The organism is Microcoleus sp. F4-D5, from assembly GCF_036704885.1.
Lineage (GTDB): Bacteria > Cyanobacteriota > Cyanobacteriia > Cyanobacteriales > Microcoleaceae > Microcoleus.
The window spans coordinates 1-20423 of record NZ_JAUBSX010000052.1 but is presented as its reverse complement, the minus strand read 5'-3'; the positions used below and the strand labels follow the sequence as shown (position 1 = coordinate 20423).

General features: G+C 44.7%; 13 protein-coding genes. 1 reads left to right on the top strand and 12 read right to left on the bottom strand.

Annotation, left to right across the window (positions count from 1 at the left end; translation table 11 throughout):
- Positions 1-876: 876 nt before the first annotated feature.
- From QUA80_RS21795 to QUA80_RS21785, 3 genes are read right to left on the bottom strand one after another with little or no spacing between them, the layout of a single operon-like run.
- On the bottom strand, positions 877-3378 hold the full coding sequence (locus QUA80_RS21795; protein WP_333427159.1) for a protein kinase domain-containing protein: 2502 nt from the start codon (positions 3376-3378) through the stop codon (positions 877-879).
- Positions 3372-3764, bottom strand: coding sequence for a hypothetical protein (locus QUA80_RS21790; RefSeq protein ID WP_333427158.1), 393 nt, complete (start codon positions 3762-3764; stop codon positions 3372-3374). The genes QUA80_RS21795 and QUA80_RS21790 overlap by 7 nt, the downstream gene beginning before the upstream one ends.
- A gap of 3 nt (positions 3765-3767) precedes the next feature.
- Complete coding sequence (locus QUA80_RS21785) at positions 3768-3893, bottom strand: hypothetical protein (RefSeq protein ID WP_333427157.1); 126 nt, start codon at positions 3891-3893, stop codon at positions 3768-3770.
- 577 nt (positions 3894-4470) lie between these two features.
- Here QUA80_RS21785 and QUA80_RS21780 point away from each other — a divergent pair.
- Positions 4471-4911 carry a glycosyltransferase family A protein gene (locus tag QUA80_RS21780; protein WP_333427188.1) on the top strand — a complete coding sequence of 147 codons (441 nt, stop codon included), beginning with the start codon at positions 4471-4473 and terminating at the stop codon, positions 4909-4911.
- 400 nt (positions 4912-5311) lie between these two features.
- Here the strand turns inward: QUA80_RS21780 and QUA80_RS21775 are convergent, their stop codons facing one another.
- The 9 genes from QUA80_RS21775 to QUA80_RS21735 form a co-directional block, all read right to left on the bottom strand.
- A complete protein-coding gene (locus tag QUA80_RS21775) occupies positions 5312-7597 on the bottom strand; it encodes an FdhF/YdeP family oxidoreductase (RefSeq protein ID WP_333427156.1) in 2286 nt (761 codons plus the stop codon).
- Positions 7598-7842: 245 nt separating this feature from the next.
- Positions 7843-13173, bottom strand: coding sequence for an nSTAND1 domain-containing NTPase (locus QUA80_RS21770; RefSeq protein ID WP_333427155.1), 5331 nt, complete (start codon positions 13171-13173; stop codon positions 7843-7845).
- A gap of 336 nt (positions 13174-13509) precedes the next feature.
- On the bottom strand, positions 13510-13869 hold the full coding sequence (locus tag QUA80_RS21765) for a hypothetical protein (RefSeq protein WP_333427154.1): 360 nt from the start codon (positions 13867-13869) through the stop codon (positions 13510-13512).
- A 351-nt stretch (positions 13870-14220) separates the two neighbouring features.
- The gene (locus tag QUA80_RS21760; protein ID WP_333427153.1) at positions 14221-14367 is read right to left on the bottom strand and encodes a hypothetical protein; all 147 of its coding nucleotides are present in this window, start codon (positions 14365-14367) and stop codon (positions 14221-14223) included.
- Positions 14368-14487: 120 nt separating this feature from the next.
- Entirely contained in the window at positions 14488-15180 is a 693-nt protein-coding gene (locus QUA80_RS21755) for a response regulator transcription factor (protein WP_333243463.1), read from the bottom strand.
- 212 nt (positions 15181-15392) lie between these two features.
- A complete protein-coding gene (map, locus tag QUA80_RS21750) occupies positions 15393-16220 on the bottom strand; it encodes a type I methionyl aminopeptidase (RefSeq protein ID WP_333427152.1) in 828 nt (275 codons plus the stop codon).
- A 410-nt stretch (positions 16221-16630) separates the two neighbouring features.
- Positions 16631-18700 carry a response regulator gene (locus tag QUA80_RS21745; RefSeq protein WP_333427151.1) on the bottom strand — a complete coding sequence of 690 codons (2070 nt, stop codon included), beginning with the start codon at positions 18698-18700 and terminating at the stop codon, positions 16631-16633.
- Positions 18701-18708: 8 nt separating this feature from the next.
- The gene (locus QUA80_RS21740) at positions 18709-19371 is read right to left on the bottom strand and encodes a chemotaxis protein CheB (protein WP_333427150.1); all 663 of its coding nucleotides are present in this window, start codon (positions 19369-19371) and stop codon (positions 18709-18711) included.
- 16 nt (positions 19372-19387) lie between these two features.
- A complete protein-coding gene (locus QUA80_RS21735; RefSeq protein WP_333427149.1) occupies positions 19388-20215 on the bottom strand; it encodes a protein-glutamate O-methyltransferase CheR in 828 nt (275 codons plus the stop codon).
- Positions 20216-20423: the final 208 nt, after the last annotated feature.

Genomic DNA, 20423 nt, shown 5'->3' with positions numbered 1-20423 from the left:
TGGGAGGTTTAACTAAAGTCTAATTTTTTTATTTCCCTGACTTATACCAATTCTGAAAAATCCGCGAGTAGGGACGCAGCAATGCCGTGTCCGGTGCGGGGATATGCGACTTTTAATAACTGGTATAATTATCAGATTCTGGGGTTGAGACCGCCACTAAAACTTCTAAAATTCAACGCTCTGTGATTGACTCAATCACTTTACAAAGACTCTTCAAAATCGAACCCAATGATTCCCATTTTGCTTTTATGAACGATAGTTTTTACACCCTATTTCAGCGTTTAATTAAAAGTCTTCATATAAGAATCAGACAATATTTCATTTGCTCAGTAAACTTCGATAAAATCTCTCCAACTATACATTGCACTCGCTCTATAAATCTCGCTTGACTGTTGAGGTCGAAGCATTCAATACAAAATTACATTTTTTCTATATCAAGAAATTGTAATTATTTAAAAATCAAATTGGGAGTTGGAAAGAAATATTCCCTTTAACTGTGGGGGAACCTCTACTACTTTTTTCAAATCCGAGAAGACTCAACTGAAAATTATCCAACTGAGGAGGAATTAGAAACACCTTCTTGGCACTTTCCCAAAGCCTTAAAAAACGAGCTGAATTATATATAGCAATTAAATGACCGATGACTAATTACACCAGTTCCTCACAAGGATGTAAGTGTAGGGAAGTTCCCAACCATTAAGCAGTAAGGATCGCGAATTAAATAATTTACACAAGGAAAGTGGGGTGTCGGGCCCGCCCTTTCTGGACGGGCTATAAGAGCCCATCCCACAAGAAACATCACGCATTGTAAGTTATTTAATTCTCATTCCTAAGTCATTCCCATCTAAAATCTAAAATCTAAAATCTAAAATCGTATTACCTCAGCCACAACTTAATAGTATTGTCTTTAGAACCGCTAGCAATAGTTGTGCCGTCAGGACTAAAAGTCACCACATAAACCTCATCAGAATGTCCCGTCAAAGTATTCAGCAATTCTCCGGTAGCAAAATCCCAAATTTTAATAGTTTTATCCTTGCTCCCGCTGGCAATAAACTTCCCGTCCGGGCTGATAGCAACCGAGACAATATCATCAGAATGTCCCTTGATAGAGCGAATTAAATCTCCATTTTCGAGATTCCAGATTTTAATAGTTTCATCGTAGGAACCGCTAACAATTGTCTTGCCGTCGGGGCTAATAGCAATTGACCTCACCGGCTCGCCGTGTCCCTGAATAGTTTTTAGCAACCTCCCCGTTGCTACATCAACAATTGTAATTGTTTTATCCTTAGAAGCGCTAACCAAACTTTTTCCATCTGGAGTGAAAGCAACAGAATAAACAAAATCTGTATGGTCTGGCAAATTCTGAATCAAACTGCCAGTTGCTGCATCTGAAATCTTTGTGGTTTTGTCTCCGCTGCCGCTAGCCACTAGCTGTCCGTCGGGGCTGAGAGCGACAGACCAAACAGAAGCAGTGTGGTCGAGACTGCTAATCGCTTGCCCTGTTTTCAAATCCCACAGCATGACTCGCCAAAAACCGGTGCCAGTAGCCAGTTTCGTACCGTTTGAGTCAAAAGCAACCGACCAAATAGTGGAGGAATCTCCTGGAAAAGTGCGGATCGACTTGCCTGTAGCTAAATCCCAAATTTGGATGGTTTTGTCTTTAGAACCGCTGGCTAACATTAAGCCGTCTGGACTGAAAGCAACAGACCCAACGGCATCTGAATGCTGAGCGAAATTTTTGACTTTGGCGTTCTTCCACCGCAGACCTGCTTGGCACTGTTCCTGTATGTTTTGAGCTGACGCATAGCTGCTGGAAGTGTTGGCAATTGTTGGTATTTGGCTGATGCAGTCTTCATAATTGCTGGCTTTATAAAGAGCTTCAATTTGATTGAGCTGTTGGGATTCTTGCTGCACTCGCTGCTTCCATTCTTGCCACTTGAGATATCCGTAAATTCCGCCGATCGCAGCTAAGATAGCCGCAATCGTTGCCCCGGCGAGATAAGGATTGAATTTGCGAGTTTCTTTGGGGACAATCGCTGTTGTGCTGCCGATCGACAAATCGGTTTTTCCGTTCAGATTTACCTGCCGGGATACCGCCGGACTTGCCTGCAATTCGAGTGGAGTGGCAATGCTGGCTGATGGCGGATTGCGGTTGCGGTGTCCCTCCAAAACTGTGGCGATCGCCTTGTACAATTTAGCGAATAAAGATTTAGGAACGACTAATTCTTCGATTCTCGCGGCATCTTCGTCGGTAAGTCCTAAAACTTGCTGCAAACGTTTTAACTCGTCGCGAGTTTCCACAGAAAACGGATATTCTTGCTGCATTGCTTCTTGCAGCGATTGTTCGTAGCGCTCGCCTTTTTCCCTGTATTTGCGGTAAGGGTTCAATACCTCATCTTCAAGCGCCTCTGCTTCTTCTGGCAACAGTTCCAAACTGACGCGCAATTCTTCTAATATTCTCCGACCGACGACTGTAATTTCACCCCGGCTGCTACTGCGCCGATCGACTTCTTCGCGATATATTGTCAGCTTGGGAATCCGCGCCCGGGAGCGATCGCCAATTTTCCTCAAATCAGCTAAAGCTTCCGCCGCCGACTGGTATCTCTCCCGAAAATCGTAGCGCACCATATTGTCCAAAACATCTGCCAGCGCTTGGGAACACGTTGCTAAATGCCGCCACACAATTTCGCCTTTATTAGAATTTTTCAAATCCCGCAGTTTCGGCAAATCGTAAGCGGGCAAACCCGTCATTGCTTGGATGCCAATCATTCCCAAAGCGTAGATATCGCTGTTGAGTTGCGGGTTGTATTGAAATTGTTCGATCGGCATATATTCCAGCGTGCCAATCCGCACAGTTACCGGCGCTTGTCTTTGAGCGATGTGAATTTCTTTCACCGAGCCAAAGTCAATCAAAACTAACTTGTTGTCTGAATAGCGTCGGATTAAATTTGCCGGTTTAATATCTCGGTGAATTACTCCCTGTCCGTGTACAAACACTAAAATTTCTAACAGTTCTTTAAGCAAAGAAATCATTTTTTCTTCTGTTAGAGGTTTCCCGGGTACAATCTCCGTTGATAGCGAGTGACCGGCAACAAAAGATTCAACTAAGAAAAATTCTTCATTTTCTTCAAAATAAGCGAATAGCTGAGGAATTTGGTCGTGTTGACCGAGCTTTTCTAGAACTTCTGCTTCTTTTTGAAAAAGACGGCGCGTAGTATTAATTAATTTCGGTTCGCTGGTACCGGGACGCAGGTGCTTGACAAAGCACTGCGGTTCGCCCGGACGGCGAATATCTTTGGCCAGATAAGTTTGTCCAAATTCTCCTGTTTCTATGACTTCAATGATTTGATAGCGTCCATCTAAAAGTTGGCTCACCATGATAATAACGCAGCCTTTTTTTGGTTGATTTTCGCAATAAACAGTTTCACTGTTGAGTCACTTGTATAGCCTTTTTCAGGTAAATTAGGTGTTCCTGGGCATTGGCAAAACAGGGCATTGGGCATTGGCAAAACAGGGCATTGGGTATTCGGAATAGTTGTTTCTTTCCTTCTTCTTTCTTTCCTTCTTCCGACGGACATCGGACGACTTCCATCGGACTTCTTTCCTTCTGACTTCTGACTTCTGACTTCTGACTGAGATATTGCACGATTCTCAATTACTTGTTTAGGAACAGGCAAGATTCCTGTGCAGCGAGAAAAATCATTCTTCGCTTCACGGGCATCTTGCCCGTTCTTGACAATGGTGCAAAATCTGTGTTCTGACATACTTTATCTTTTCAACATCTGCAAAGCTTGATATCCCAAAAATAAAAAACCCAAAGCGCCGAGTACCGCTATCGTGTTCGCAAACACATCGACTGTAAAAAATTCGCCCATTCCAATATCCTCTGACAAATGATATTTATCCTCGGCTTTTCGGTCGCTGACTGGGTGAGGGGTCTTGCCCTTTGCTGCGACAGAGCCGAAAGATGCTCACAAATTATAGCAAAAGAGGCGGTCAATCGATTTTAGATTTGAGATTTTAGATTTGAGATTGAAGCATTGACTTGCGCGAGATGAATCCGGGGGCTTGTATCCTGGATGCTTTCGGTCAATCGATTTGAGATTTTAGATTTTAGATTTTAGATTGAAGCATTGACCCCACGGATGAATCCCTACGCGCTGATAGCGCCTTAAAGTGCAAAATTTACGGGGAGATTTTAGATTGAAGCATTGACTTGCGCGAGATGAATCCGGGGGCTTGTATCCTGGATGCTTTCGGTCAAAATAACTTTTCGGGCGATCGACTAGCTTTTTGTTTTAATATTTTTTAATATTTAGTGAGAGAAATAGTCTAGCGAAATTTTGAGGTCTGTTCGCTTTGATATTGTTAACCCTGCTAATTTTTTCTCTGATTGTAAGTAGAGGTTACACTAAGAATTTGGGTCGATCGGTCAAAAATGCGCCTCGAACCGACAAAAGTTAGGTCAAGCTGTCACCGGAGTCCGCCGCGCAGTTTCCTAAAGTTTCGGTAATCGTACCAGCATACAACGAAGCCGAGAATATTCGGGATTGCGCGATCGCCATGAGGGAGAGTATACCGCTGTCTGCGGACAACTTAGAAGTTTTAATTGTAGACGATCGATCGACAGACGACACGAAGGCGATCGGCAAAACCCTGCAACAGCATCTCAACGACCCCCGCCTAAAAATATTAGCAGGTCAGCCGCGACCTGCCAACCAATATTGGGCGGGCAAAAACTGGGTCTGCGCCCAAGCCGTGCAGGTAGCAACGAGAGATTTCTTATTATTTATCGATGCGGACGTGCGCCTCAAACCAGGGGCAATCGAAACCGCTATCGCCACAGCCGAAACCGAAAAAATAGACTTACTAACCTGTATGCCACGGCTGGGAAAGCGAGTGTTTTGCTGAGTAGTTGGTGCAGCCGTTAATGTTCAATCACCTAGCAGTTTGCTAGAACTTAACCGCCGTCAACAATCCCTCGAAAACAGACAGTGCTTTTGCAGGTAGCCCATTCATGTTATTTAGGCGATCGGCTTACCATAAAATCGACGGTCACGAATCAGTTGCCAGCGAAATTGTGGAAGATGGGGAATTAGCTAGACGCATCAAACGTGGGGCTTTAAAGCTCAGACTTGATTCCGGTTCAAATTTGGCATCCGTTGGGCAGGCAAGATGCCCACCCACAAAAAATTAACTCCTTGTGGAACACGCATCTTGCCTGTTCTTAAAAATCATCCAAAATGTAAGTTATAGAAGAAAGAAGGAAGAAGAAATAAGGCAGAGCTAATCATAACATCCCTTACATCCGTTACATCCGTTGCTGAACTTCCGCATAAACAAAAGCAGGTACGCGCTTGTAAGCAGGCGTGCCCGATCGCTTTTCAATCTCCGGGTGAAAAATCACATTAACTTCCGGATAAAACATCAAAGCAGCACCAGCACGAACCGCCCCGTAAATCACCTCGACATTTTCCATTTTGCCCGCATTTCCCTGCACCGTAACCCGCTGATGTTCATGCAAACCCGCACTTTCTGCATCCGCGCGATTCATCAAAATGCAGTTGCGGTGCGGCATTCCCCGGTATTTGTCATCAATTTTGTAGACGACAGTATTGTGCTGAGAATAGCTGCGTCCCGTCATCAATGCCACAACAATACCCTGTGTTGATTCCGATACCCCAAACTCTTTCGCTTCCGGTAATTTCAGCTTAGGTAAAGGCGCGACAAACATCTTCGCTTTCCCAGACTCTGTAGGGAATTTAGGTTCTGTAAAAATGCGACCGCTGATAGTAAATTCCTCTTTTGTTTCATCAATGGTCGCTATTTTTTCATAGCCAGGAATAGTTTTAGCAATCAATTGCCGAACGTATTTAGTGTCTTGAAGTTTGCGCCAATCAACGGGAAAATTGCCGTGAATTCTGCTGGCTAATTCTGTCAAGAAATGCACTTCAGGAATCAAATCCGAATTCTGGAGATGAGTTTCGCCCTCATCATTTAAACGCACAAAGTTATTCCCAGATTCCACCGTTGTTTTGTGGGGGTTTTCAAAGCGATTCAGCACCGGAATCACAATTGTATTGTGCTTTGCCAATCCGTGAAAATGCCCTAAATTCGGTTTGGTTGCGAGGTATATAACGGTTTCAACATTGCTTAAAGCGCGTTTTGCCTGCTTTGAATCTGGATTCGCCCCATACAAATTACCGCCCAGACAGATTAAGGTATCGACTTTGCCTGCATCTGCTGCTTCAATGAGCGATCGAGTTTCGTAGCCCTTAACAGGACTGAGGGGACGATTTAATAACTTTTCTAAAGCTTGTTGAATTTCTTTTTTCAGCTTCACAGTGACGCCCATAGAGCCGAATCCTTGGACGTTTGAGTGTCCTCTCACAGGCATTAATCCCGCCCCTTCTTTGCCGACATTTCCAGTCATCAAGGCCGTGTTGGCGATGCTGAAAACGTTATCTACGCCGTTATCGTGTTGGGTAATTCCCATCGCCCAACCGAAGACAACGCGCTGGGAAGTGCCGATAATTTTGGCGGCTGCCTCAATTTCTGCGCGGGAAACTCCGCAGGTTTCAGTAATAGTTTCCCAAGAAGTTTCGCGGGCGTGCTGTACTACTGATTCCCAGCCTTCTGTATGAGCTTGCAAGTATTTTTCGTCCAGCAAACCTTGTTCGATTACAGACTTTTGAATGCCGAGAAATAGCGCCGTATCGCTGCCGGGAATTGGCTGCAAGTAGAGCGAGGAAATATCGGAACCGGGGATGAGCGATTTGACGGGAAATGCGGGAGAACCAAACTTGACTAAGCCGATTTCCATCACCGGATTAATTACAATTATTTTACCACCTTTGTCGCGAATTTTAATCAATTCGTTCATCAAGCGGGGATGGTTGTAGGAAGAATTGCTGCCCGCAAGTACGACGCAATCTGCTTGCTTCAAGTTTTCTAGACTCACTACCGAGGTGCGGGTGGCAAACATTTCGCTTAAGCCAGTTGTCGAGGGAGCGTGGCAGAGATCGGAACAATCTGCTAAGTTATTGGAACCCATCGCTCGCATCATCAATTGCAGCAGAAAAGCCGCTTCGTTGGAAGAACGGCCGGAACTGTAAGATGCCACTCGTTCGGGGGTTTTGCGAAAGGCAGCTTCGGCAATTTGATAAACTTCTTCCCAAGAAATGCGATCGTAATGAGATGAACCAGCCCGCAAAATCATCGGAAAACTCAACCTTCCCAGCCTATCGGCTTCCATTGAAGTTAATTGCTGGAGTTCTGCAATACTCTGCTGTTCAAAAAATTGAGTTGAGATAGCTGGCTTGATTTCAGCGGAGATTGCTTCGACGCTTTTCATGCACCGCTGAAGTTTTTCGCCCTCTTCATTTGTAAAACCTCCTTTCTGCCCGCCAGTGCCCCAAGAACAGGACAAACAAGCACTTTTGTGCAGCAAAGTTTTCCAAAGTTTCGGCCCTTCCGGGGACAATGTATGTTCTGCCCAATATTCTATTACGGGCAAACCGCCACCTATCTCTGGTGTTTCCTCGTTTGTCTCGTTGAATGGCGGGATTGGTTGGACATTTTGGGAGTTGACATCCATGCGGTTTACCTTTTGTTTGAATGGCGGGTTGATGTGCTGTTAAGTTTATTAGTCTAATTTACTGCAAATTTACAACACAAAAAATTCGTCAATAGATAGATGTTTTAAGAATACCCAGCGGTTTCAACCGCCGTCTTATCTTGCAAAAGTCCTTTTAATTAAATTTTCGGGAAGGCTAGAAGCCCACCCCACAAGAAAAAATAATTTTTGTGGGATGGGCTTTGAGCAGCGTCCTAGCTTAGGGTTTACTTCCTCTTATTTAACGCCTGCTTCCCAAACCCAAGACAAAGCAGTCGATCGCCCTCAGCAACATTCGGGTTATGCTGCAAATAATCTCCCAACCATTCGCAACTGCGAGCAATGATATTATTCAGTTCCAAATTCTCCACAGGCAACAGAATTACATTCCTATCCCTACTAGCAAAACCCAGAGTTTTGCTGTCCGAACTAAAAGTAACGCTCAACACCCGATCGCTCGATTCCAAAGTCTTAGATAGAATAGCCTTCTGGCCGTCAAAATCCCACAGCTTAACAGTATTTCCCCCACTCGCCGCCGCAATCAACTTTCCGTCGGGACTAAAACTCACGCTTTCTACAGTATCGCTGTGGTCGAGTTTTTCAGTTAAATTCGCCACCTTTCCATCAAACCCCCACAAGTAAACTTTTTTGTCGGCGCAAGCAGCAGCAATAGTCTTCCCGTCGGGACTGAAGCTAACATTTTTAACGCTGTCCTGGTGGTCGAGAGTTTTCAGAATTTTCGCCGACGAACCGTTAAATTGCCAGAGGTAAACTCTCTTTTCTCCGGTAATTTCAAAAGCCTTTTTCTTCCCGCTTGCCTTGTCCTCAGCAGCGGTAGCAGTAGCAATAGTTTTGCCGTCGGGACTGAAGCTAACGCTAATTACTGGATTGCTGTGATCGAGTTTTGCAAACAAAGTTGCTTTAGCACCGTTCCAGCGCCAGAGGTACAATTTGCGATCGGCACTTGCAGCGGCAATTATCTTTCCGTCTGGACTAAAACTCACGCTTCTGACAATCCCGCTGTGGCTGAGAGTATCTAACAGTTTGCCGTTTAAATTCCAGACTTTCACCGTTTTGTCATCGCTGGCAGAAGCAACAGTTTTATCATCAGGCGAAATGCTCACCCAGGTAACAGAATCCTTGTGACCTTCTAAGGTTTTGAATAAACTGCCGTCAGTGCGCCAAAGTCTCACTGTTTTGTCCCCGCTAGCAGAAGCAATTGTTTTGCCGTCAGCACTAAAACTGACTTTGTAAACCCAGTCTCCGTGTCCCGATAAAATCTTATTCAGCGGAGTGCTGTCCGGTTGCCAAATTTTCACTATTTTGTCCTTACTTCCGGAAGTAATAGTGCCGTCACCGCTGAAACTCACTGCCCTCACGTCGTCTTGATGTCCTCGAAAAGTGTTGAGCAAAGTGCCGCTGCGACTCCAAACTTTCACCGTATCGTCTGCACTGCCGGTGACAATTTTTTGACCGTCGCGACTGAAACTCGCGCTGACAACTTCATCGTTGTGTCCTTTGAGAGTTCTGATTTCCTCACCGTTTCGGTTCCAAATTTTGACTGTGGTGTCGGCACTTGCCGAGACGATTTCTCGACTGTTTGGACTGAACTTAACGCTGTAAACAATGCCAGAATGCTTGGTTAATGTTTTGGGGTTAATTTTAAATTTCTGGGTTTTACTTTCTCGGTTCCAAAGTTTGACAGTTTTGTCAACACTTGCTGAGGCAATTGTTTGGCCGTCGGGACTGAAACTGACGCCGAGCACCCAGTCTTTGTGTCCCGTTAAGGTTTGCAGCAATTTTTTGTTCGCAAGGTTCCAGATTTTGACGGTGTTGTCGTGACTGGCGGAAGCTAGGGTTTTGCCGTCGGGACTGAAACTGACGCTGGTGACGATATCGCGGTGGCCGGATAAAATGCCGATCGCACTTTTGTCGTTATCTACTTGCCAAATTCTAATTGTGCGATCGGCACAACCAGTAGCGATCGTTTTCCCATCGGGACTAAAACTAACACTCGTCACGCTATCCGGGTGATTGAAAGTTTTTAATAACTTACCTTCTTTGCTCCACAATTTAACAGTTTTGTCAGCACTTGCCGAAGCAACGGAATTGCCGTCGGGGCTAACACTAACATCCAAAACAAACTTGCTGTGCTGCCCGAAACGGTTGCGTTCTTGCACCCCGGAAACTGCTTGTCTGAGTCTTTCAGCAATTTGATTTTTAGTGTCCGCAGGCAGCGCTGTACTTTTCAGAGAATCACGACCAATTTTGATACTATTTCCCAACACTCCTAATTGGTTTTTTTCATTAGAAAGCACCAAAGCTTCCGACGCCGAATTTAGGGCATCAGTCCGACTGGTTTCGGCTTCTTGCCGCGCGCTTTCTGCTAATTTTGCTTGCTCGAAAGCCATCGCCGAAACACCTCCGAGTACAAGCACTCCTAGAACCGCCACCCGCAATTGCCATCTCCGAGTTTGGTAAAGTTGAGCTTCCGCTTGGTACTGTTTGTCTCTAGCTTCCGACAGCAAAGCATCTCGCTCTCTATCTTTGCGAATTTGTTCAATTTCATCTCGGTTAATTTGATTTTGCTTTCGCAGTTCCTCAAATTCTGCCTTTTGATCTAATTCTTGCTGCTGGCGAATGAAGCTAACTAAATAATCGTGAACGAGCTGATAAAGCTCTGCCGGCAGTTCCGTCCACCGAAAAACTAAACCAGATTTTACTAACAGTTCTAAGACTAAATCTAATTTGTCAGCTTCAGCAAATGTCGCTAAATTTGAGGCTAATTCTGCACGGGTTTTTAGGGGACGGATCTCCTCTTCATCTGTCAGCAAATACAAAAGTCGGCGCGCCGCTACTTCATTTTCTGGGCCGCAATCTTTGATGACTTCTTCGAGAAACCTTTCGACTAATTTTTGTTGCGGATTGTTGCCGAGTTCCTGATATTGAGTTAAAGTTCTAATGTTCTCTTGTTGCAGTTGAGCGCCGACAAGTTGTAGTTCGATCGGGCGGACTTCTCCCAATTCTCCAGCTAAATCTTTGACTAATTCTTCGATCAGTTCTGGTTCTAAGTAAAACTGCGCTCGCTCAGTTAAAGTGCGAATTACCGATCGCGCATCGCCCAGCGAAAAATTTCCCAAATAAAACAGAATATCTTTGCTGAGAATGTCCTCCAAAATATCATTTTTTATGAATTCTGTCGGTTTTTTGGGTCGGGAAAATTCCAGTAAATAGTGCAGGTAATCTTCCCGCAAAGACAGAATAACTTTTAAATATTTGATTTTTAAACATTCCCTTAAAAAATCAAAAAATATCTGCCTTTCCGCTGGTTCTTTCCACACGAAAAAAAATTCTTCAAATTGGTCGAATATCAGAACAGTCACTAAATGTTCTGAATTTATTTGCAGAGCCTGGATAATGTTTCCGTATTCTATCGCCTGTTGTTCTACGATTAATTCTACTGGGTCTGACGGTTCAATTTTATCCTGATTGTTCTCAGCCGCTCCGCCGTTAAACCCCGAAATAAGATTTCCCGTGGCTGTGCCTGCTTCTGCTGGAAAATCTACTGGAAAATCTAGTGTTACTGATTCGGAAATTTCCGGCTTGAATATTTCAGCTTTACCTGCAGATAACTGTCTGGTCAATTCCCGCGGCCAGTTGTTGTAAACTTGCAGCACTATCGGCAAAACAGTCCGCATTTCTATTTTTTTTTGTTTGAGAGCCGGTACTAATCCCCCGGTGACAATTGAACTTTTACCAACTCCAGACTGACCGTAAATTACTGTCAGTTTGTCTGGGGTATTGTTCATTCTATATATCAAGCGATTGAGGTCTTGTTCTCTGCCGGAAGCAGTAATTTCGTCAGCAATAGTAGCAGCGCCGACAATAGTTTCGGCGACGGGATTAATCGCTTCTCTGTGCGGCTGCAACTTTCCGGCTCCAATAAAAGCTCGGAACCGATAGGTGTGTTCCACTGCTCGATAATCTTGCTTAATTTGAAATGCTTCGAGATATTCTCCCCGCTGAAAATAGAGCGATCGCAGCATTTCTAAAACCCGCAAATACAGTTGCGGGTTGTAGCAAGGTTCGGTTTCCGAGCGAGCAAGCTCTAAATGCGCGATCGCCTCCTGCATCTCACCCAACTGGCTCTGGGCCTCTGCTAAAATTAACAGATACAAGCCTTGATGCTGCGACTTTACAGGCGTTCCCTGTGCGATCGCTTCTAAATTCGAGTTGAGAACGTCTAGAGCGACTAAAGCCCATTCTTTCGCTCCTTGCCAATTCTTTTGCTCTAAGGCTACTCTAGCCAAAAAGCCGTAATCTTGAGCCAAATTAACTGCTGAATTTTCCATGTTTTGATGTAACCTCCGAGCTTTGATAGCTAAATTCCAGAGTGCATCCCAATCTTCTAAATGCTGCAATACTTCGCCTAGTTGATTGATGAATATACCAACGGCATCCGACTGCCCAGCGCCTTCTAAAACATCAATACATTCCTGAAAATAATTCTTAGCTTCTGTCCAGTAAGGACGGTTGCCGCTGCGGTGTCGTTCTGCTTGAAAGCGGTAGCAAAGGCCGATGTGAAATAGCAGAATTCCCTCTAATACCGGTGCTGGGTGAACGGTAAATAACAAATCGCTAAATTCTGTTTTAGTTCCAACAAATGGTACTTGATACTTCCAGAAATTGAGACTTTTTTGATACAATTCCAGAGCAGCAGGGATACGGTGACAAGCATATTCGTGCCGACCGCGAATAAATTGCAAACTCGCTTCAATAGCTGGTTCTAACCTGATGTTGCAAGTTTGCAAGTCTTGGGTAGCTGACTCTAATTCACTCAAAGAATTGGCTCCGAGCACGGCAGAATTAGTTAAACGCCAATTGCCGCTGTCTAAAATATTGGAAAAAATGCGATCGGCACTTTTACCCAGGAAATTTACCAAGTCGTCTGGGCCGAGCACAAATTCAACAGTTGTCGTCCAAGTCTCGATATCTGTTACTAACCGAATCAGTTTTTTTAAGATTTTGTCTGTCACCCACAGCACCACCGGAAAGGGAAAATTATTCCGAAATTCTTCCCTCACATAGTTGGTAGAACTCAGCACTCGATCGATCGCGCTTACCGATTCCAATCCAAACACCATTAAAGCTGACGGCTGGCTGCCAGAAAGTTCCGTTTCTATCGTCGTGTAAAGAGTTTTAACAGATGCCGGGAGGACAATTTCTCGAATCTCAATACCAGACTCCTCTCGCAATTGCCGTACAGTTTCCTCTCTCATCGCACTGTAATTGCACCGTACCAAAATCAGCGAAAATTGCCCCTGAGACATTCTCAGAGTTCGGGAAAGAGTTTGTCGGGAACTTTTGTTTTGCTGTGCTGCGGTGTCTTGCTGGCAGTGCGAATTAATCATAATTAATATTTGAAAAATTTTCTCAGGATAGGTACTGTCAACTGCCGAGAAAAAGAAGTTCGGCAACGGATTATTTAACGGATCTAACGGGTGTAACGGATGGAAGCCATCGATCGCAGGGGAAAGTGCAATTAAGAGCGTCCTCACCTTTTTGGAGGTTGCTCTAAGTTTATTTTTACCCGTTTTTACGTTTGCAAATCACAGTGAAGAATCACATGATTAATTTTATTTTTGCTCTTTTGGGAGATTTCCAATCAGTGGGAACTATCAATTAGTTAAGTTTATTTGAGCCTGCATACTTATTGTTGTAGCGGATCGAATTAAAACATACCCAAAAAAATACATACTCTGTTATTCGCATATTCTCAGCAAAATCAACCGGATTTTACTGAAGTCTTGATAATTGCTCAAATTCTACCTAGCAAAAGAGTCTTTGTTTGCGGAGCTCCCAGCCATCGCCAAAATCGCGCAAATCCGATTCTGTTATTCGCATATCGCTGAAATCCGGCATTCCTTGCTTGACTGGCCCCTCGCCGCACTGAGATAAACTACCGGCGGCGGCTCATCAATTACAGCTTGAAGATTGTTTGTCATAAATTTACTAATCTCCATATCTAAAGTAGCTGCAAAATCAGGTTCATCCCAATCCTCGCTTTCTTCAATGCTGATTGTTGTTGGTGCGCCTATATCAAAATCAAACTCTTCGCTAAAATCCGAAACTTTCTTAATTGGATCTATTTTCTGACCGGTATCAGCGGCAAAAGCTTGAGCGGTATTGGCTATTAGTAAGATTGGCAGTGCTGCTATGGCACTTATCGTTTGTCGGGCCTTGATTTTCCTCATGCTATCCTCCTGGTATCAACTAAACTTGGGTGGTGCTATAAATCCAACATCCCCTGCTACTTTCCTGCGCTGTCAGTCAATTTTAGATTTTAGATTTTAGATTTTAGATTTACTCTCGCATTGAATGTGAGAGCTTGAATTTTGGTCTAAAATTTTGGGCTGCTGGCGACTCCTGTCGGGGGCTTCTATCCGTTTTTGAGCAGAGTCATTAATTGATAGTGGTTTCTTTTGTGACAAAATATAACCCCATCTGTGAGACTTCGCGGCAAATTAGCTTGACGCAGGGTATCGGGCCAACTGTTTGCCTTTCTCTTTACTACGTAAAAACTCTTAAACCGTCAGGTTTTCCCGTTAAGTAATTCCCGAGCTTTTGCGAGTGTCTATCTCCGACTCAAAGCGGTGAGAAGCACGCGCGTGCGTAGCTATCCCGTAGGGAATCGCGCACCAGTTTTCCCACTCCCGCGCTGCCAGCAAGCTCATGTTTAATACCACAACCACCAGATATCTGTCAATACTTTTATCTTAACATTTCTAATTTTTTGCATAATTATCGTTACCAGGCTCTTCCTGGTAACGCACGTCGGCGAGGAAGAGCCTGCAACAAAGCCGAGAGGGCTGCTACTGAGTCAAGCCGTGTTCGAGAGCGAAGCGAACCAACTCAGTACGGCTGTTAGTACCCGTCTTGCTAAACAAACGGCTGACGTACTTTTCCACATTGCGGACGCTAGTTTCCAAGCGGCGGGCAATTTCTTTATTCATCAAACCTTGAGCAACCAAATCCAAAACACTTTGTTCTCGGGGAGTCAAATCAATTTTAATCGGCGAAGGACTTTGGGCGATCGAACTCCGCCCGCTCAACAAAGACTCAATTCTCGCCATTTGGCTTGCCAAAGCTGCAATATCGGGACTTTCAGTATTTTCGCCCGTCTCCTTAGCAGCCGCGCGGCGGGCCAGCAAATTCGTGACAATTGCTACTAACTCGTCGGGATCGAAGGGCTTAGAAAGATAAGCATCGCAGCCTGCTTGATAGCCTTGAATGCGATCGCCCGTCATCCCCTTAGCCGTCAAAAATACCACCGGCAAAGCCTTATAGCGAGGATCTTCCCGCACTTGCTTGAGAAACTGATAACCGTCCACCTGGGGCATCATAATGTCTGAAATCACCAAATCCGGATTGTGCTGCTGCAAGAGTTCCCACCCATCCCGAGCGTTACTGGCAACCTCAACCGCAAAATCGCTATCTTCCAAATAAGCTTGTACCGCTTCCCGCAAGCCCGGTTCATCATCTACCAATAACAATCGTGCTGACATATTTGTTACCCTTACGCTTTACCACTATTTTTAAATTTAGCTGAATTTAACTCTTATTGTCACTCCATCTATCGAAGGAACTCAAAAAATTGTTGTTAAACTCAAGAGTTTTGAGTTGTGTTTTGATTGAACTATTAAAAACTGATTAAATCTTTAATTCAAAACTCAAAACTCAAAACTCAAAACTCAAAATTATTCTTGAACCCTTCGACTTAAACTTTTGAACGATCGGTCAAAATTTCATAGCCGGTTTCCGTCACCAACACAGTATGCTCAAACTGAGCCGACATAGCATTGTCAACGGTTACAGCAGTCCACTTGTCAGAAAGCGTCCGAGTGTACTTAGAACCAGCATTCAGAATCGGTTCGATCGCCAATGTCATGCCCGCTCGCAATTTCACGTTCGGCATTTCCCGGGTGCGGAAATTGAAAACCGAGGGTTCCTCGTGCAAATTTCGCCCGACACCGTGGCCGGTAAACTCCTCAACGACGTTAAAACCGTTGCTTTTGACGTGATCTTCGATCGCACCAGCGAGATCGAGCAAATACGCTCCAGCCTTCACTTGTTCGATGCCTTTGTACAGAGCTTCTTCTGCGACTCGGATTAATTTTGCCGATTCGGGAGTCACTTCCACAACTGCGATCGTGATGCAAGAATCGCCGTGAAAACCTTGGTAATATGCCCCCGTATCTACTTTAAGAACATCTCCTGCCCGAATTACTTTTTTGGCGCTGGGGATGCCGTGAACAACTTCGTTATTAATGCTAGAGCAAATCGATCCGGGGAAACCGTGATAGCCTTTAAAACTCGGAGTTGCCCCCATTTCGCGGATGCGTTTTTCCGCATAAGCATCCAAATCAGCAGTGGTCATTCCCGGTTTCACCATTTGGGAAATTTCTTTGAGTACCGTTGCAACGATTTTCGCTGCCTGCCGCATAATTTCGATTTCGCGTTCCGACTTAATTTCAATGCCTCGACGCTGTTTTTTGACTTGGGGTGCTTGAGTTGGGCTAGAAAGCAGACTGCTAAAAATATTCATGTATTGATTGACGGGTAATTTTGTACTTTGACGGCAGGTTGAAGCAAAAAACGGCAACTATCCAGTTTTTTGTGGAAAAACGGGTGTCTTGTTGCGAACTGTCGATCGCTTGTCCTTTAAGCTAGCTTAATATTTTTCTCATTAATCGGCACGGGATTGGGGGGTCAATTGATTTTAGATTTTAGATTTTAGATTGAAGCATTGACCCCACGAATAAATTCGGGGACTCCTTTATCTGATACAGGTTTTTTATTTCTGGAGGGATGAATCCGGGGGCTTGTATCCTGGATGCTTTCGGTCAACAAAGCGGTTTCAACCGCCGAGTCCGTTGGAAATTATCGAAGAGCACTATTGTCAATCAGCCTTCACGGGCTGGCAGGATGCCCAACCCCTACTCCCTACAATCAAATCTAATCTTTGTGGAACAGGCAAGATGCCTGTTCTCGAGCATCGTGCAAAATGTGAGTTGGAGCGGGATTTCCGAGCATTCCTGTCAGGTTAGCAATTCCTGTTATTAACTGAGTTATCTCAACGGGTTTAGATAAGTGCATCTGGAAACCAGCTTCCAGCGCTTGCTGGCGCTCTTCCTCTCTCGCGTAAGCCGTCAGGGCGATCGCAGGCAGATGTCCACCGCGCAGCACTTCCATTTCTCTCACCCGCGCGATCAACTCATAGCCGTCTGCTTGCGGCATTCCAATGTCGCTCAGCAGCACATCCGGCCAATAACTCTCCAGTACAGCTAGAGCCCCGACCACCGATGCGGCCGATCGCACCATAGCTCCTTCCTGTTCCAGTAAAGTAATCAAAAACTCCCGCGTGTCATCGTCATCATCCACCACCAGCAATTGCAAATTAGCAAGACTTGGGAGACTCTCTGTCGCGTCATTGAGCGGGGACCAATCATCCCCTGCACCTTGCCCGTTTTCCTCAGCAACTGGCAGAGAAACCGTAAATTTCGCACCCTCGCCCGTATTATTCTCTGCGCCCACCTTACCACCGTGCTGTTCCACCAAGTGGCGGACGATCGCCAATCCCAGTCCCAAACCTCCGTAAGACCTACTTGTGCTGCTATCAGCTTGGCGGAAGCGATCGAAAACATAAGGCAGAAAATCTGGATCGATACCAATTCCGCTATCAATGATCTGAATTTGCGCCTCGTCGCCAACTAACTCCAACCGCACCTTTACTTTACCCTCTTCTGGAGTAAACTTAATCGCATTGGAAAGCAAATTCCAGACAATTTGCTGCAAGCGATCGCTATCGCCTACAACTTTACCGATATTTTTGCTGCATTCCAATTCTATTGCAATTGATTTTGCCTCAGCTAGCGGTCGCAGAGAATCTATTGCCATCTCAATCACATATTCCAACTGAATCCGATGCTTATTTAAATTTAGTTTTCCGCGCAGAATCCGGGAAACATCTAAAATATCTTCAATGAGTTGCGCTTGAGATTTAGCATTGCGCTCTATTGTTTCTAGGGCTTTCTCAAGAGTGTCTCGGTCAAATGTTTTGGTCCGAAGCAGCCTAGACCAGCCAAGAATTGCATTTAAAGGAGTACGGAGTTCGTGAGAGAGAATAGCGAGAAATTCATCCTTCATCCGGTTAGCTCTCTCAGCTTCTTGGCGCGCCACTTGTTCGCGGATTAGTCGGCCGCGTTCTTCCTCTGCTTGCTTGCGGTCTGTGATATCTCTAACCGTCCCAACGTGACCGATCAGTTTTCCCAAATCCGAAAACATTGGCGACGACTGCACGTGAATCCAACGCACAGTTTGGCGAGAAGCTAATCGAAACTCGTTAGAATATTCCTGCCCTTCTTTAATCCAAGCTAACCAATCTGCTACTACACGATCGCGATCTTCTGGATGAACTTCCCGCTGCCAAACAGAGGCCAAGTTTTCCTCCAACCTTAACCCGCAAATCGCTTGACAGCGGGGGTTGATGTAAGTACACCGGCCTTCAACGTCAGCTAAGTAAATTCCCAGTGGCGAACAAGCACACAAAGTGCGAAACCGCTCTTCACTTTTGCTGAGTTCACTATTAACAGCAGCTAACTCTGTTGCTTGCCGCTTGACCTCGGCTGTTTTTTGGAACAATTCCACAAATACCGCGACCTTTGATGTCAATATTTCTGGTTCCAAAGGTTTGAAGAGGTAATCGACCGCACCCAGAGAATAACCTTTAAATACGTGAGTGTCATTACTGCTGAATGCTGTGATAAAAATAATCGGAGTCGATCGCGATCGATCTCTTGAGCGAATCATTGTTGCTGTCTCAAATCCATCCATTCCCGGCATCTGCACGTCAAGCAAAATTACCGCAAAATCTTCATTAAGCAGACATCTCAGAGCCTCCGCTCCAGAATTAGCTTGTACTAGATTATAAGAGGGGCTGTTGAGGATAGCTTCTAGAGCCACCAAATTTTCTGGGCGATCGTCAACTAAAAGGACATTTACTCGATCGGGGGGCTGCAGATTCATAATTTTTTTTAATCTTTAATTTTTAGCAAGTTGACTAAACACGGAGCGATTTTAGAGAGGGGTAAAATCCAGTCTACTTCAACATTTGCGATCGCGGATGCGGGCATTGTCCGGCATAAAGCAGAAGCCGGTTCCTCGACAAATGTCAATCCTCCTTCAGCTTTAATTTTTGCCAGCCCTTTACTGCCATCAGAGCTAGCTCCCGTTAAAATAATCCCGATAACTTTCTCCCCAAAGGCATCCGCAGCAGACTCAAACAGCACATCGATTGAGGGCCGCGCGTAGGAGACAGGAGCCTCAGTTGATAGTGCAAATGTAAAACTTCCGCGACAGAGGATTGGGAATTTTGAATTATCGATTGACTCCACTGCTACGCTCTCCCATCCTGTAAAGTAGTTTTCATTCACGCTCTGCTCCCACTCACAGGGGGATTCTATTAGCAAGTGATAGTCAGCAGGAGCCAAATAAACCCGTCCAGGCGCGATCGGCTCTTTGTCTTCTGCCTCTGTGATTTGAAGAGAGCTTTGGTGCTGTAAAAACTCAGTAAGCCTATTCTGAGAACTCTTATGGCGGTGTTGGACAATAACTACAGGCAAAGGAAAGTTTTGTGGCAAATCTGCCAGCAGGACTGTCAGAGCCTGTAGCCCTCCCAAAGATGTGCCAACAACCACTATTTCAAAAATTTTTTCATTTGATTTTTCGGTAGAGTTTATCGCTGCTTTCAATTGCTTTATAGTGTTTTTCATAAGGTGTAAAACTCAGAGACTCCTGATGTCCTAGCCCTAAAACTCCAAACATTCCCAGGCTTTCATAAAAAAGCTTATGTACCCGCTCTTGGAGGTGTGAATTGAAATAAATCAGCACGTTACGACACAAGATCACATTAAATTCATTAAAAGAAGTATCCGTTGCTAGGTTGTGGTGAGCAAAAACAATGTTATCTTTAAGTGAAGAACCAAAAATAGCATTTTCATAAGCAGCAGTGTAATATTCAGAAAATGCTTTTTTGCCCCCTGCTTGGTGGTAGAGTTGCGTATATTCTTGCATTTGTTTCAGGGGGAATATACCTGTTTTTGCTGTTTTCAAAACTAATTCATTCATGTCAGTAGCGTAAATCCGACAGCGGTCGTAAAGTCCTTCTTCTTGCAGCAAAATTGCCATAGAATAGACTTCTTCTCCCGTTGAACATCCAGCGTGCCAAATGCGAATAAAAGGATAAGTACGCAGCAGCGGCACCACTTTATTTCTGAAACTTACGTAAAAGCTGGGATCGCGAAACATCGTCGTTACATTGACAGAAATGCCCAGCAGGAAACGGTCTAAGTAGGCAGGGTTGTGCAGCACCTTTTCCTGAAGTCCAGAGACAGTGGTGAGCCGTTCCGCGCGAATAGTGTTCCAAATCCGGCGCTTGAGAGAGGCAAGAGCATAATTGCGAAAATCAAATCCGTAATATCGAAATAGCCCCTCTAGTAGGAGTTGAATTTCGATTGTTTCAAGTTCATGGCTTTCGGGCATTTTCAATTAGTCAGTGGTAATTGGCACTTAGGAATTGGGAATTAGTCAGTGGTAATTGGGAATTAGTCAGTGGTAATTGGGAATTAGTCAGTGGTAATTGGGAATTGGGAATTGGTAACTTAAAAAAGTTAAATTATTTTTCTTCCTTCTTCCTTCTTCCTTCTTCCTTCTTCCTTCTTCCTTCTTCCTTCTTCCTTCTTCCTTCTTC